We start from the raw sequence: 14,358 nt of genomic DNA on the forward strand, positions 1-14,358 counted from the left end.
TTTATTTAAAAAACCTAGGAGATAATAGAATTGAAATTATTAATAAACAAGCTTTTGTACTTATTAATTATGCTTTTTATTATTAGTCTAATATCTTTTTTAGCTATACATCTTGCTCCTAATTCATTTTTTGCAAGTGGAGATTTAAACCCAAATATCACAGAAGAGTCGATTCAACACCTAAAGTCTATTTATGGCTTAGATAAACCTCTTTATGTACAGTATTTTTCTTGGCTTTTTTCAATACTTCATCTTGACTTTGGTATATCTTTTAGCTCAGGAGAAATGGTAAAAAATGAGATTCTAAATAGAATTCCAATTACCCTTGCTTTAAATATTATTTCAATGATTTTTATATTTATACTATCACTTTATTTAGGTATTAAATCAGCTTTAAATAAATCATCATTTTTTGATAAATTTACTGGTCAACTTTCACTTTTAAGTTTTTCTATGCCTTCATTTTATTTGGCATTACTTGGAGTTTTAGTTTTCGCAGTTAATTTTGAAGTTTTACCAATATCTGGATTGCATAGCGTAAAAGATGATGGAAGTTTTACTTACTATTTAGATTTTGCAAAACATTTAGTTTTACCAATATTTATAATTGTTTTTGGTGGAATTGGAAGTTTAACTTTATATATTAGATCACTTACAATCGAAATACTAAAAAGTGATTATATCTTTTTTGCCAAAGCTAGAGGACTAAGTAAAAAACAAATTTTAAGATACTATATTTTACCAAATCTTTATCCACCAGTTATTACAATACTTGGATTATCACTTCCAGGGATTATTGGTGGGTCTGTTATACTTGAAACAATATTTTCAATAGATGGAATGGGCTTACTATTTTTTCATAGTGCTTTAGCCCATGATTATCCAGTAATTATGGGGATACTAATTATTGGAGCATTTCTTACCCTTCTTGGAAATATGCTGGCTGATTTAGTTTTACTAAAACTCAATCCAAATTTTGATACAAAATAAAAAAAGTCATTAAAGGAAATTCATTGAAAATAATTAATACTATAGAAGAATTACAAACTATTAGAAAAGAGTTAACAGGAACAATTGGTTTTGTTCCAACTATGGGAGCTTTACATGAAGGACACATTTCATTAATCAAAAATGCAAGAATAAATAATGACATTGTAATAGTTTCAATTTTTCTAAATCCAACACAATTTTTACCAAATGAAGATTTAGACAAATATCCCAAAAAAGATGCAGCAGATAAGAGAATATGTGAATTGTGCAAAGTTGATTATTTATTTATGCCAGAGGTAACTTCTATGTATCAAAGTAATGATGAAGTTTCACTAAAAGCTCCAAAAATCACTGGCTTTATTTTAGAAGGTGAAAAAAGACCTGGACACTTTGATGGTGTCTTACAAGTTGTTTTAAAACTATTTAATCTTGTTCAACCCAATAATGCATATTTTGGGAAAAAAGACGCCCAACAACTTTCACTAATTTCGCAAATGGTAAAAAATCTTTTTTTACCTATAAATATAGTTGAATGTGACATTGTAAGAGAAGCAGATGGTCTTGCAATGAGTTCAAGAAATATATATTTATCATCTGAAGAGAGAAAAGAAGCATTAGCTATTTCAAAATCTTTAAATATGACAATTATTGCTGTTACAAAGGGAGAAAGAGATGCCCAAACTATAAAAGCAAGAATGAAAGAAATAATGTCAAATCTAGATGTAGAATATATAGCAATAGTAAATAGAAATTTTGAAGAAATTCAAACAATCGAAGTAAAAAATACAATCATACTAATTGCATGTAAAGTTGGGAATACAAGACTTATCGATAATATGTGGATATAAACTCTTTTAAGAGTTTATATCGTACATTTTTTGCTTATTATACATAAAGGACAAAAGTTAGTAAGTCCAGCCAATAAAGGCAGTATTCCTAAGTAAAACCAATCAATCCCTGTATAAAATCCTACTAATATTAAAATAATACCAATAGCTATTCTAAATTTTCTACAAAAAAGTTTTATTTTATCAAATTTGTTCATTTTTCATTTCCTACAAGATAAGTTTTTCTTATCTTGAATTATACAAATTAAAGATAAAATTGTCAAATTTAATTATAATATTTAGTTATAATTAAATATTATAATTTTTCCTATTTTTGATTAATTCAAACTATTATGCTAAAATTCCAAAAAAACTAATAGGTTATATATGAAATTTTCAACACAAAATCCTCAGAAATCACTACACTTAGTAAGCCTTGGCTGTACTAAAAATTTAGTTGATTCTGAAATCATGCTTGGTAAACTAAAAGATTATACAATATCAAATGATGCTAAAAGCTCTGATGTAATTATCGTAAACACATGTGGTTTTATTGATAGTGCAAAAGAGGAAAGTATAAATACAATTCTTGAATTACATGGGCTAAGAAAAAAAGATTCAGTTTTAGTTATGGCTGGATGTTTAAGTGAAAGATACAAAGAAGAGTTGCAAAAAGAGTTACCAGAAATTGATATTTTCACAGGAGTTGGAGATTATGATAAAATCGACACACTTGTAAAAGAAAAAAGAAGTGGTTTTACAGATGAAGTGTTTTTATTAAATGAAACAAATGATAGAGTTATCACTGGTTCAAATTACCATGCTTATATCAAATTATCTGAAGGATGTAATCAAGTTTGTTCGTTCTGTGCTATTCCTTCATTTAAAGGAAAACTTCACTCTAGAACTTTAGAATCACTTGTTAAAGAGGTAAAAAATCTTGTAGCCCAAGGTTTTTATGATTTTTCTTTTGTTTCACAAGATAGCTCATCTTTTTTAAGGGATTTAAATATCAATGATGGATTAGAAAGACTTGTTAATGAAGTAGAAAAAATAGAAGGAATCAAAAGTGCAAGAATTTTATACCTTTATCCATCTACAACAACTCTATCACTTATCAAAAAAATTGAGCAATCAAAAGTATTTGAAAACTACTTTGATATGCCATTGCAACATATAAGCTCTAAGGTGCTTAAAATCATGAAAAGAGGTAAAGGAGTAGAAAAGCTTAAGGAACTTATGAGTGCCATGAGAAACACTCCTAACTCCTTTGTAAGAACTACTTTTATTGCAGGTCATCCAGGTGAAACACAAGAAGACTTTGAAGAGTTATGCTCTTACGTAGAAGAGTATGGTTTTGATAGGGCAAATGTATTTTCATATTCTGATGAAGATGGAACTACTGCCTATGAACTTGATGGAAAAGTAGATCAAGAGACTATTGATAAAAGAGCTGAAATTTTAGGTGAAATAATTCAAAGAAAAACGTTAGAATCTTTAGAAAAAGAGATTGGACAAATAGTAGATGTATATATTGATGGAGAAAGTGAAGAACATGAATATTTACTTAGTGCTAGAAAAACAATTTGGGCACCTGAAATTGATGGAGAAATTTACATCAATGATAATGAAACAGGAAAAGAATTAACAGTAGGAAAATCATACCAAGTAAAAATAAGTGAATTGGCAGGTGATAAATTACTTGGAACAGCAATTAAAGAAATTTAATGATTAAATTTAATATCAATACCACTAAAAATCTTTTAGCATTTTCAGGTGGTATTGATTCTTCTGCCCTTTTCTTTTTGCTCATAAATGAAAATATTCCTTTTGATATTGCAATTGTTAATTATAATCAAAGAGAACAATCAAAAAATGAAGTTGCTTATGCAAAAGAATTAGCCACTAAATATAATAAAAAATGCTTTTTGAAAGAAGTAGTATTGACAAATAATTCTAACTTCGAAAAAGAAGCAAGAGATATTAGATATAGTTTTTTTAACGAGATAATCAAAAAACATAATTATGATACTTTACTCACAGCACATCAACTAAATGATAAATTAGAGTGGTTTATGATGCAATTAAGCAAAGGGGCTGGATTAGTTGAATTAATTGGATTAGAAGAAAAAACTAAAAAAAATAACTATGTTATTTATAGACCTCTTCTTGAACTATCAAAAGAAGAACTTCAAACATTTTTACAAATGAATAATCATAAATATTTTATTGATGAGTCTAATTATGATGAAAAATATAAAAGAAACTATTTTAGAAAGAACTTTGTAAATGAATTGATAAAAGAGTACAAGGATGGTATTAAAAATAGTTTCAAATATTTAAAAAATGATATTCAATCTCTAAATTTAAATCATGAAGCCATTTATAAACATGAAGATTTAGAAATCTTTACAAATCACCAAGATGAAAATTTAAATATTAAAATAATAGATAAATCTTTAAAAAAAAGAGGAATACTTTTATCATCTGCACAAAGAAATGAAATAATTAGACAAAGGGAAATAACAATATCTGATAAAATAAATATTTCTATTTCAAATGACTATATCTACATCTGCCCAAAAGTTATAAATACGATGGATAAGAAGTTTAAAGAAATTTGTAGAGTACTTAAAATCCCAAATAATATAAGAGCATATCTTTTTGAAAAGGATATTGAAGTAAAAGAGTTATTTATTTAAAAACTTTTTCATCTGAGAAATAGATTTCATCTGCTCTAAAATGTTTTCTCTATGAGTAAATAAAAAATTAGCATTTTTAAAAAGTAATTCTCTTAATTTTAAAAGTTCTTCATGAGATAATTCAAAATCAGTAATATTAGTAGTAGTTAAATAAGTTTCAGTCCAAGACCTTAAGCCTTCAGCTCTTTCTTCCTCATCTAAAGAATCAACATAAGTCAATCTCTTTAGTGCTTCTAAAGACCAGTTTCGTCTTTCCATGCTTCTATTAGACCTTGAGTTACTCTTTTAACTTGGTGAATTAAATTTACATTATCATTAATACCCGATGTAAAAAGTGTCTCTATTTGATAAAGATATAAACCATCTAAATAATGGGCAATATCTCCTCCGTCAAAATCTAATATATTTCTTAGTTCATCAAAAATTGCGATTGATTTGTTAATATAAATAAATTTTTCTTCAACATCTCCATTTTCCATTGCTTCTTCTGCAAAAGAAAGATATCTCAGTAGTCCTTCATAAAGCTTTAGTATTAAGACATATGGATCATTACTAACTGCATTTTGTTGATTATAAACCTCTATTCCCACAAATCATCTCCATTTTTTTATACACATGAGTATAGTATATTCAAACTTAAATTACTTAGAAGAACTTTGATCAATCATCATTTGCAAACTAGAAAATTGCGAGTTAAATTGGTTTATAATTACCCCATACGCTGAAAACTGATTTGCAAGTTGAGAATATTTTGAATCTAAACTTTCTGTTTCTTTTGTCAATTGTTCATTAAGTTCTTTTTTTCTGGATGTCATATTATCTTCATATACAGTTATAACACCACCTGTACTATCCATAGAATCAACTATTGTTTTTAATTGTGTACCAAAACCTTCTTTTTCAGCTTTTCCTACAAACAAATCTTTTAAATTTTCAAAATCATCACTAACTGCTGTATTAAAATCACTTTCATTTAATGAATAATTACCACTTTTATCAACTTCTAATCCATAATTAAATAAATTTAAATCATCATTTGTCCCATAATTACCAAACATCATGTTTTTTATTTGAGACTGTATATCCCTTAATGTTGACCTATCTTGTATTTTTGAATCACCAGAATAAAGTTCATCATCAATTGATTTGGATAAAGTATTAAACTTATCAATAAAGTCTTTAAACAATGTTGCAACTTGGGTTTTATCTTTTTCTATAGAAATAGATGAATCTCCAACTTTAGACGCAGAAATTTTTAATCCTCCATCAACCATTACAACATTTGAAGAAACATCATAATCAACACCATCAATTTTTGCTTTCATATTTTGTGCAGTTAAAGTATGATTGTTATTAGTTAAATTTAAACCTAAATCATCATCTGTAATCTCAATTGGTCCACCATCACTGCTTTTAATTGTTACTTTTCCATTTGCATCAATAGAGGCTTCAAAAGATGCATCATCGTTAATTCTAGAAATAAATTCACTATTAGTTTCACTACCATTTGTAGTAAATGTAGTACCGTTTAAAGTCAATGACAAGTTTGAACTAGGAACTGTTCCTGAAGCAATTGTTGAACTTGAAGTAAAATCATTAAGTCCTAAATCAGAACCAGTTTGAGTTATACTTAAAGCATTATCAATACCTGAATCTTCACTTTTTATAACCATTCTATAAGAATTTGTTCCTACTGATTCTATTGAAGCATTTAATTTTGAACTTAAATTAATCTTATCAGCTACTTCTTGATATGTTTTATTAAAAGTTGAGTATTCAACTCCATTTACCGTTATCATAGAACCTGCTGTAGTTGAAATTATTGCATCTTTATCACTAAATGTTGAAGTTTGGTAAACATCCCTTTGGGCAATTTGGCTTACACTTACATTTGTTGTACCTGTATTTAATTTACTTGCATCAGCAGCATCAAATACTACTGAATCACCTGTAGTTGTAGCTGACTTTTGGTTGAAAGCATTTACACCACCTGCTGCAAATAAATCAAAGGGTTTGATTGCATCAAGCATATCTTGAACTTGTAATTTAATATTTGCAACTTTTACACCCTCTTCATCCAAGTCTGTTAAACTTGTTTCAATAGGTTCTACCGTAGCTTTTCTCTCTGCTGCTTTTAACTTATCAATTAACTCTTGATTTAAAGCAGAGGCTTGTCCTGTTCCTAATCCTAATACACCTTCAGCCATAATTTACTCCTTATCTCTTGATTCCAAGAAGAGTTTGTAACATTTCATCAACAGTTGTTATCATTTTTGCATTTGCTGTATATGCTGATTGAAATTTAATTAAATTAATCATCTCTTCATCGTCGTCAACTTTTGTTATTAAATCATATGAATTATTCATTGATTCACTAACTGCCTTTTGAGTCTCAACTGTAAAATCACTACTCTCTTTGTCCCTTGATATATTTGTTCTAAGATTTTGCAAATATTCAGTAAATGACATACGTTCAGTATCACTTGATACTTTATCATTTGAGCTATCTTGACCATAACCTAAAAATGAAATATCCTCTTTCCATTGATGACCTGCTAAATAATCATAATCTTTTTGTTCTAAAGTTCCAACAACTTCTGAATGAAAAGTCATTGTTCTAACACTAGAACCACTAAATAAGTTTATGTCATCTGCGACTTTGATATTATTATCTGTTGCAATTTCACCGCTAATGTATGTACCATCATCATTTTTGATATAACTAGAAGTCATATCAACAAAAGTTTTAGCAAAAGCATCTAATGCATTTTTGTATTCTTGAAATTTATTTTTTCCAGAATCTGTAGTCAAGTTTTCTACTATAGCTTTTAGTTTACCACTTGAAAAAAATATTGGATCACCTTTTGAAGTTATACTTACAGCAGAATTTGCTAAATCACTTCTTTGCTCATTCTTATAAATAGAGTTTGAAACAACACCTTCTTTATTATTTATAACCATAGTTGATGTCATAGTAACAGGTGTTGAACCACTAGGTGCTGCATTATCTGTTATCGAAAAGCTATATGTTTGATTCGTATTAACAGGTGCCAATTCATTCGTATCTGTAGTAAAACTAAAACTCTTAACTCCCGGAGGAATAGTTATTTCTCCTGTTTGTGCATCATAAGTTATCGAATCAGGTGTAAATTTAGGTGACAAGTCAAAATAACTACCTGTATCATCACTAAAAGATACTTTCATTACTTGTGCTGTTGTTGTTGTATTTTTTAATTCAACAGTATGTTTAATACTACTTCCATCAACTGCACTTAAACTTTTTATAGAACTTACTTGTGTTGTTCCACTAGCTTGTGTAGCACCTGTAACTGGATTAACAGTAGGAATTGCACTAACTAATGGGTTTGAATTCGTATTTTCTGTTGAAAGTTCAAAATCTTGCGTTATATCTTTGCCATCATTTACAACATTAAGTACAGAAGTGATATTACTAGTATCTGAGCCATTAGTTTCGGTTAAAGATAAAGTATACTTTTGATTAACTCCAAACAAAGCAGCTGCTTCTTCAGGAGTACTTGTTTCACCTTCAGCTGAGTTAATAGTTATCGTAAAAGAATCAACACCTGCAGGAATTGTAAGTTTTTTTGTAGTTGCATTATATGTAATACTTGAAGGAACAAAAGTTGGTGTAGCTCCTGATGTTGAAGGATTACTAGATAAATCAATATCAAAAACTTCAGGGGCTGTCGTAGTTGCTCCTAAATTTACTGTATGAGTTAAACTTAAACCATCTTGTGCAAATTTACTTTCAATTGAGACTGAACTATTGTTAATCACAGGACTAACGGTAACTGTACCTTGATTTATAGAGTATGGTTCTTCTGTAAAAGTAACTCTACTATCAAATTTACCTTCAATACCAGGAGTTTTTGATTCAACTAATAAGAACTTATCTTGACTATCAATTGTCGATTTATTTCCATTTTTATCGACATCATATGTACCATTATAAGCTTTTACTTTATCTGCTAAATCAGATGTATTAATTTTATGAACTAATGCTCTTACATAGTTAGTCTCATCAACCTTTACAATATCATCAGTTCCATCACCATCAAGGTCAAAAACCATTGTTTCACCATATTCAACACTAACTGAATTTTCATTGTCCAATTCAAAAGTAATTACATCCTCTTCATCAAAAGTATCTGAAGGATTTAAAATACTACTTTTAGTTCCTTCTTGTGTAACATACCTATCAATTTGCGCAGTTTTTTCTTCACCTACTTCTAATTTTGACATTGTAGTATTTGAAATAACTGTTTGATTACCAATTTTCAACTCATAAAAATCAGGATCTCTATCAACAGTTATATTAGCATATGTAGATATTTCTTTTTCTAATAAATCTCTTTTATCAAGTAAGTCATTAGAAGCAAAACCCTGCTCTTTTATTTTTAGATTAATTCTTTGAATTTGTTCGAGTTTTGAGTTTATTTGACCAACATCTTCGGTTAAAGACTTTTTGAAAGTAGCTTCTTGTTCTTCTATTCCATCATAAAGATTATTTAAGTCATCAATTACTTTTTGCCCAGTAATTTGTAATTGATTTTTGTAAACTTCATTATTAGGATTTGCTCTTATACTTTCAATTGTTTGGTAATAAGCATCTAAGTCTGATGATAACCCAGCTGTATCAGTCTCTTTAAATACTGCTTCGATATTTCCTAACATTAAAGACATTTCTGATTGATAATTATCTTTACTATTTTGCTTTATAATATTATCATACAAATATTGACTAGTGATTCTAGATGTATTATCAACTGATACACCTCTTCCCCACTGTCTATTATCACTTTGACTTAATTCACTTGTTTCTACAACTCTTTTTTTATATCCCTCAGTATTTACATTAGCAAGGTTATTCATTGTATTTTCAACAGCTATTTGTGCTGCTCGTAAACCTGATTGGGCTACATTTAACGCATCTAACATTTGTACCTTCCTTTGGGATAATATCCCTAATTATTGCATTACAATTCTTAAAATTAGATTAAATCAGAAGGGCCAAAGCATTTTTAGGAGTTTTGTACCCCATGGCTGATGCATAACATCTTGTTCTTCACCATCTTTTTTATACAAAACTTTTAAATTTGCAACTTGAGATGACTTTATAGAATTATCTGGGCTTATATCATAAGGCCTAATAACCCCCGAAATTATTATCTCTTGCTTCTGTTCATCTATTAACATCTCTTTGGAACCTTTTATATAATAGTTTCCATTTTGATATGTTTCCTCTATTATAACAGAAAGTGTCGTAGAAAAAGATTCATCAGCATTTGCTTTTACTTTTCCTTTAAATGAACTATCACTACTTGAATTAAATTGTACCCCACCAAAACTATTAATTTTATTTGCTACAGATTGTACTGTGGAATTCAAAGGAAGAGTATTTCCAGTAGCAGGAGTAATTAATCCTCCTCCAATTTTCTCAGAACTTGTATTTGTAAGTTCTCTTTTATTACTTGTATTTGAAGTTAAAGATTCATCAATAACTACTTGAATTATATCCCCAACTTGTAAATCTTTTTTATCAGCAAATAAAGAAGGTCCTTTTCGTGAATATAAAGAGCCTTTGTTATATGTAACTTGAGGCTTTGGTTTTAATACTTGAGCCGGAGGTTTATCAAATTTTAATTCTTGTTCAGTTGGAACACAAGAGTTTAAAAAAAATGCACATGCTAAAATTAAAAAATATTTACTTTTCATTATATTTACTCTCAATTATATATTTAATATCTATTGCAATTTTAATATTATTTAAATCATTTTTAATCAAAGCCAAAGTCCCATACCTTACTTTTAAAGCATCTAAATTTGTATCTGTATCACAAACTAAAAGTATTTTATTTTTCACTATTTTTACATCTTGAATATGTTCTTGTCCAACCAATTCAACTGCTGTTTCTACTTCTTTGTATATTAATTTTTCAACTTCTTTTGAGTCTTCTTTTTTCATATCCTCTACACTTTGTTTAGAAGTTAATTTTCCATTATTTGAAGAGAATTCATCACTCATATGAAAATAATAAGCAGTAAACATAGCAACTAATGCAACTACTGAAATTATTTTCATTACATAATTTTTTGGTCCACTATTTTTTACTGTTACTATCATTTTTATTACTTAATAACAAAAGTTGTAAATAAAACTTCTTTAACACTATTTTTTTGAACATCAGAATTTGTTGCTGTAGCATCATTTAAAACTTTATTTATTTCATCAACTAATTCATCTTTTAGTAAAGCTTTACCACCTACTGTTAAAAGTTCTTCTGAACTTCTAGCACTAATTTGAGAAATAACAACATCTACTATTTCTGCTTTATATGACTCTACTATTGATTCTATTGCAGGATCATTACTTTTAATGGTAAAAGATAGTTTCATAAGTTTTTCTCTACCTTTTGCATTAGTAATATTTAATACTAAATCATTAATAGCAGCTTTATACATCTCTTTAGAATTACTCTCTTCTTTTTTAGCCATCTCTTGCATAGCTTTTTCTTCTTGAGGACTAAAAACACCTTGTGAATACAAGAAGTATCCACCTCCAATAACAGCTAATAACAAAACTACAATTAGTGCAATAAGCACTATCATCAAACCTTTTCCACCAGTACTTTTTGGTTTTTCTTCTACAACTTCTTCAGCCATTATTTCCCTTTCTTACTTTCATCAATTACTGAATAGTTTTGAAGCTTTTCAGTAATCTTAGAAGCATTTTTTACAGTCATTGATTTCATTATTTGAGTGACTTTTGCTTCTTTTAATTTCAAGATTATATCAAAAACATCTTCAATTTTTCCATCATCTATCAATTTGTTAAATATTTCAGCTGCATTTTTTGGTTTCATTGCATTATATATTTTCGAAGTCTTTGTAACAACTTCCCCTTTTATATCTTTTAAAAGTAGTTGATTTCTATCATATATATCTTGAATATTCTTCTTTTCTGATTTTATTTTGGCTAATAAAGTTTCTAGTTCTTGTTTTCTAGTTTTATATTCAGCTTCTTTTATTGTATAAAATTGGTTTAACTCTTTTTTTAACTCAATAATCTCTTTTTTCTCTTTTATAAAACTTCCAGCTGTATCTTCTGCTAATAAATGTGTTCCTAAAATTAAAATTATTATTAAAAATTTATTCAATCTTTGTCCTTGTCATCCTGTAATATATTTACTTTGTATAAACTCACTTGCTTGTTCTTCTTCAGCAAGAAGTAATTTTTTGTATAACTCTTTTTTCTGTTCTTTTAGTAAATAATCGTACTGTTCAGACTCTTTTTGTAATTGTACAATTTCTAAGTTTACTTTTGTCAATTTTGAAAGTAAAAAGTTTTTCTGAGATTCTAATTTCTTAGCTTCTCTTCTGAGTGATTCTTTATGAATTTCCAACACCATAAAATCTGAAATTGCTCCATATCTATCAACACTTGCGGTATTTATATTTCTTTTTAAATCATCAATTTGTTCTTCAAAGAGTGAAATTGAATTTAAAAGCTCAGCTTTAAACATCAATTTTTGATCTGTTTGAGATTTTTTGAGATTAAAAAGTTTTTTAATCATCCATTATTTCCATACATTAAAATCATATTCCATAACTCTTTAGTATATGTACTTACATTATCACCAATCCAAGGCAAAGAGATCAATATAAAAACAGATACTAAAATAACTTTAGGTACAAAAGATAATGCTGCATCAGAGATTTGAGTTACTGCTTGAAATACAGAAATCAACAATCCTATTACCATACTTACAAGTAAAGAAGGCAATGCTAGTAAAAGAATAATTTTTACTGTACTTTGAGCAATACCCATTAAGTCCATGTTCATTCTTTAATCTTTACCGTGATTTCTAAGGCTTTGCTCTCTAATAATTTAGATAAGAACTCTTTTATATCATTAGGATTATCAAGTTTAATACTCATCTCTTTTGCTTTATTTTGGATTTTTTTTGCAACTTTTGGCTTAATCTCTTTTCCACTAAATACATTTAAAATATCATCTTCACTTAGTTCATCTAAAGATGTGATATCTTCCAAATTAATATATTCTTCAATATCTTCTAATGATTTCATAGACTCATTTGGTTGTGTTTGGGTAATTTGATTTTCATTATTTTCAATCATTTGTTCATCTTTATTGATAATTTCATTTTCTTCTTCAATTTCATTTTCATCTTGTGATAATAACTCTTTTAAGTCATCACTTAATTCATAATGTTCATCTAAATCTTCCTCTAAATTTTCACTTTCATAAGCATCATTTACAATGTTTGTAATTGAGTCATGAATTTGTGTCCCCTCATCAGATTCATCATCTAAATTTAAATCTTTCATTTTTTTTAAAATATATTTAGAAATATCACTTATTGAATCAACACTAAAATCTTCAATTCCCTTATTTTTAAGATATTCTTGTTCAATACCATCTTTAGGTTTTAAAAACTTTATTTTTGAATTAATCAAATTTTCTTTTATTATTTTAGCATCATCTATTAAAAAAATATCATCACTATTATCTTCAATTAGTTCTTTTAGTGTACTCAAAGATTGAACTTCTTGAATCAATCCTTTTCCTTCTAATTTATAATCAATTAAAGTTCTACTTAATTCACCTTTAATATCTTTTTTAAAGTTTTGATTGCCATAAATATAAATATTCAAAGATATTCCTAATTTATTTTTTCATTTATAATATCTAAAATTTATATAAATTTAGATAAAATAAATCAATATTTATACGAGGTAAACTATTTGAAATTCATTTTTTTATTATTTTTATTTTTTACATCAATTTACGCTCAAACAATAAAAGATATAACAAATATTGTGGGAATTAGAGAAAATCAACTCTTAGGATATGGCCTAGTTGTAGGACTTGCGGGGACTGGTGACAAGTCAACTTTTACTATGCAAAGTTTGCAAAATTTACTTAGAAATTCATATATAAAAATACCAACTTCATCTATTAAATCAAAAAATATAGCAGCTGTTATGGTTACAGCTATGCTTCCACCTTTTGCAAGGCAAGGTGATAAAATAAAAATAAAAATTTCTGCCATTGGGGATGCAAAATCAATCAATAATGGAGAACTTTTATTAACCCAATTAAAAGGTGTAGACGGTAATGTATATGGCCTTGCACAAGGAACAATTATAGCTGATAGGGATAATGAAACTACAGGTATGATTTATGAGGGAGCCATGATTGAAAATGAAGTTCCTTTTACACTAAGAAATGAAAAAGATTTAACACTAAGTTTAATAAAAGCATCTGCTACTGATGCAGATATGATTCAAAGAAAGATAAATGAAAAATTTGGTGATAAAATTGCTTTTGCAGAAGATACAAGAACTGTAACTGTAAAAAAACCAGCTAATATTTCTATGGTTAGATTTATCGCCCAAGTTCAAACTATAAACTTAGATTCATCATTCAAAAAAAGAATTATAATTGATTTAAATAGACAAATGATAATATCAGGAAATGAAGTTCCTATTGGTCCTGTTACTGTTTCAAAAGATAATTTCATTATAAGAATTAAAAAATCAGATTTAAATAACGAACAATGGGATAATATAGAAGTAAATAAAGGAATGAATATTGGTGATGATATAGTAATTGCTGATAAGCCTATTGTTGATTTAGATAATACTATGGTAAATACTAAAGGACAACCTAAAGTTTCTGATTTAGTACGAGCTATGAAAGTTATGAAATTACCAATGAATGATATAATAGATACATTGAAATTAATAAAAGAGTTAGGTGCTCTTGATGCAGAACTTGAGATAAGAGGATAAGA

The 14,358-nt window shown here is 27.7% G+C and carries 17 protein-coding genes; 5 read left to right on the top strand and 12 right to left on the bottom strand.

The window, feature by feature from the left end; genetic code table 11:
- Positions 1-30: 30 nt before the first annotated feature.
- Entirely contained in the window at positions 31-990 is a 960-nt protein-coding gene (locus tag ACNI3D_RS15215) for an ABC transporter permease (protein WP_419767603.1), read from the top strand.
- Between the two features lie 23 nt (positions 991-1,013).
- Positions 1,014-1,838 (top strand): pantoate--beta-alanine ligase, encoded by an 825-nt coding sequence (gene panC, locus ACNI3D_RS15220; RefSeq protein ID WP_419767604.1) that lies wholly within the window; start codon positions 1,014-1,016, stop codon positions 1,836-1,838.
- A gap of 14 nt (positions 1,839-1,852) precedes the next feature.
- Here the strand turns inward: panC and ACNI3D_RS15225 are convergent, their stop codons facing one another.
- On the bottom strand, positions 1,853-2,035 hold the full coding sequence (locus ACNI3D_RS15225; RefSeq protein WP_419767605.1) for a YgaP family membrane protein: 183 nt from the start codon (positions 2,033-2,035) through the stop codon (positions 1,853-1,855).
- Positions 2,036-2,204: 169 nt separating this feature from the next.
- Between ACNI3D_RS15225 and rimO the strand changes: the two genes are divergently transcribed.
- Together rimO and tilS are read left to right on the top strand one after the other, a co-directional pair.
- Positions 2,205-3,545 carry a 30S ribosomal protein S12 methylthiotransferase RimO gene (gene rimO, locus ACNI3D_RS15230; RefSeq protein WP_419767606.1) on the top strand — a complete coding sequence of 447 codons (1,341 nt, stop codon included), beginning with the start codon at positions 2,205-2,207 and terminating at the stop codon, positions 3,543-3,545.
- Complete coding sequence (gene tilS / locus ACNI3D_RS15235) at positions 3,545-4,519, top strand: tRNA lysidine(34) synthetase TilS (protein WP_419767607.1); 975 nt, start codon at positions 3,545-3,547, stop codon at positions 4,517-4,519. The genes rimO and tilS overlap by 1 nt, the downstream gene beginning before the upstream one ends.
- On the opposite strand, the gene ACNI3D_RS15240 is transcribed toward tilS, so the two are convergent.
- From ACNI3D_RS15240 to ACNI3D_RS15290, 11 genes are all read right to left on the bottom strand, one after another.
- Entirely contained in the window at positions 4,508-4,777 is a 270-nt protein-coding gene (locus ACNI3D_RS15240; RefSeq protein ID WP_419767608.1) for a hypothetical protein, read from the bottom strand. The genes tilS and ACNI3D_RS15240 overlap by 12 nt on opposite strands.
- The gene (gene fliS, locus ACNI3D_RS15245; protein ID WP_129099488.1) at positions 4,753-5,109 is read right to left on the bottom strand and encodes a flagellar export chaperone FliS; all 357 of its coding nucleotides are present in this window, start codon (positions 5,107-5,109) and stop codon (positions 4,753-4,755) included. Before fliS ends, ACNI3D_RS15240 begins: the two co-directional genes overlap by 25 nt.
- 51 nt (positions 5,110-5,160) lie before the next feature.
- Positions 5,161-6,726 carry a flagellar filament capping protein FliD gene (gene fliD / locus ACNI3D_RS15250; protein WP_419767609.1) on the bottom strand — a complete coding sequence of 522 codons (1,566 nt, stop codon included), beginning with the start codon at positions 6,724-6,726 and terminating at the stop codon, positions 5,161-5,163.
- A gap of 10 nt (positions 6,727-6,736) precedes the next feature.
- Positions 6,737-9,478: a FlgK family flagellar hook-associated protein gene (locus ACNI3D_RS15255; RefSeq protein ID WP_419767610.1), complete on the bottom strand. Its 2,742-nt coding sequence runs from the start codon at positions 9,476-9,478 to the stop codon at positions 6,737-6,739.
- Between the two features lie 63 nt (positions 9,479-9,541).
- Complete coding sequence (locus ACNI3D_RS15260) at positions 9,542-10,255, bottom strand: flagellar basal body L-ring protein FlgH (RefSeq protein ID WP_258238601.1); 714 nt, start codon at positions 10,253-10,255, stop codon at positions 9,542-9,544.
- Complete coding sequence (locus tag ACNI3D_RS15265) at positions 10,245-10,664, bottom strand: hypothetical protein (RefSeq protein ID WP_129099486.1); 420 nt, start codon at positions 10,662-10,664, stop codon at positions 10,245-10,247. The genes ACNI3D_RS15260 and ACNI3D_RS15265 overlap by 11 nt, the downstream gene beginning before the upstream one ends.
- Positions 10,665-10,669: 5 nt before the next feature.
- Positions 10,670-11,203, bottom strand: a complete 534-nt coding sequence (locus ACNI3D_RS15270; protein ID WP_129099485.1) for a flagellar basal body-associated FliL family protein — start codon at positions 11,201-11,203, stop codon at positions 10,670-10,672.
- Positions 11,203-11,697 (bottom strand): MotE family protein, encoded by a 495-nt coding sequence (locus ACNI3D_RS15275; protein WP_129099484.1) that lies wholly within the window; start codon positions 11,695-11,697, stop codon positions 11,203-11,205. The genes ACNI3D_RS15270 and ACNI3D_RS15275 overlap by 1 nt, the downstream gene beginning before the upstream one ends.
- 12 nt (positions 11,698-11,709) lie before the next feature.
- Positions 11,710-12,114 carry a hypothetical protein gene (locus ACNI3D_RS15280; protein ID WP_129099483.1) on the bottom strand — a complete coding sequence of 135 codons (405 nt, stop codon included), beginning with the start codon at positions 12,112-12,114 and terminating at the stop codon, positions 11,710-11,712.
- Positions 12,111-12,383, bottom strand: a complete 273-nt coding sequence (locus ACNI3D_RS15285) for a flagellar biosynthetic protein FliQ (protein ID WP_258238600.1) — start codon at positions 12,381-12,383, stop codon at positions 12,111-12,113. The genes ACNI3D_RS15280 and ACNI3D_RS15285 overlap by 4 nt, the downstream gene beginning before the upstream one ends.
- On the bottom strand, positions 12,380-13,216 hold the full coding sequence (locus tag ACNI3D_RS15290) for a hypothetical protein (protein WP_419767611.1): 837 nt from the start codon (positions 13,214-13,216) through the stop codon (positions 12,380-12,382). The genes ACNI3D_RS15285 and ACNI3D_RS15290 overlap by 4 nt, the downstream gene beginning before the upstream one ends.
- Positions 13,217-13,306: 90 nt before the next feature.
- Between ACNI3D_RS15290 and ACNI3D_RS15295 the strand changes: the two genes are divergently transcribed.
- Positions 13,307-14,356, top strand: a complete 1,050-nt coding sequence (locus tag ACNI3D_RS15295; protein WP_129099481.1) for a flagellar basal body P-ring protein FlgI — start codon at positions 13,307-13,309, stop codon at positions 14,354-14,356.
- The last annotated feature ends 2 nt before the right edge of the window (positions 14,357-14,358 follow it).

This window comes from Arcobacter siniprincipis (SeqCode) (genome assembly GCF_048571125.1).
In the GTDB taxonomy this organism is placed as follows: domain Bacteria; phylum Campylobacterota; class Campylobacteria; order Campylobacterales; family Arcobacteraceae; genus Arcobacter; species Arcobacter siniprincipis.

Excerpts from the sequence above, each read along its gene's own strand:
- ACNI3D_RS15260 (WP_258238601.1), bottom strand. The coding sequence starts at position 10,255 with ATGAAAAGTAAATATTTTTTAATTTTAGCATGTGCATTTTTTTTAAAC.
- tilS (WP_419767607.1), top strand. The coding sequence starts at position 3,545 with ATGATTAAATTTAATATCAATACCACTAAAAATCTTTTAGCATTTTCA.
- ACNI3D_RS15285 (WP_258238600.1), bottom strand. The coding sequence starts at position 12,383 with ATGAACATGGACTTAATGGGTATTGCTCAAAGTACAGTAAAAATTATT.
- ACNI3D_RS15240 (WP_419767608.1), bottom strand. The coding sequence starts at position 4,777 with ATGGAAAGACGAAACTGGTCTTTAGAAGCACTAAAGAGATTGACTTAT.
- ACNI3D_RS15270 (WP_129099485.1), bottom strand. The coding sequence starts at position 11,203 with ATGGCTGAAGAAGTTGTAGAAGAAAAACCAAAAAGTACTGGTGGAAAA.
- ACNI3D_RS15255 (WP_419767610.1), bottom strand. The coding sequence starts at position 9,478 with ATGTTAGATGCGTTAAATGTAGCCCAATCAGGTTTACGAGCAGCACAA.
- fliD (WP_419767609.1), bottom strand. The coding sequence starts at position 6,726 with ATGGCTGAAGGTGTATTAGGATTAGGAACAGGACAAGCCTCTGCTTTA.
- rimO (WP_419767606.1), top strand. The coding sequence starts at position 2,205 with ATGAAATTTTCAACACAAAATCCTCAGAAATCACTACACTTAGTAAGC.
- ACNI3D_RS15280 (WP_129099483.1), bottom strand. The coding sequence starts at position 12,114 with ATGATTAAAAAACTTTTTAATCTCAAAAAATCTCAAACAGATCAAAAA.
- ACNI3D_RS15225 (WP_419767605.1), bottom strand. The coding sequence starts at position 2,035 with ATGAACAAATTTGATAAAATAAAACTTTTTTGTAGAAAATTTAGAATA.
- ACNI3D_RS15265 (WP_129099486.1), bottom strand. The coding sequence starts at position 10,664 with ATGATAGTAACAGTAAAAAATAGTGGACCAAAAAATTATGTAATGAAA.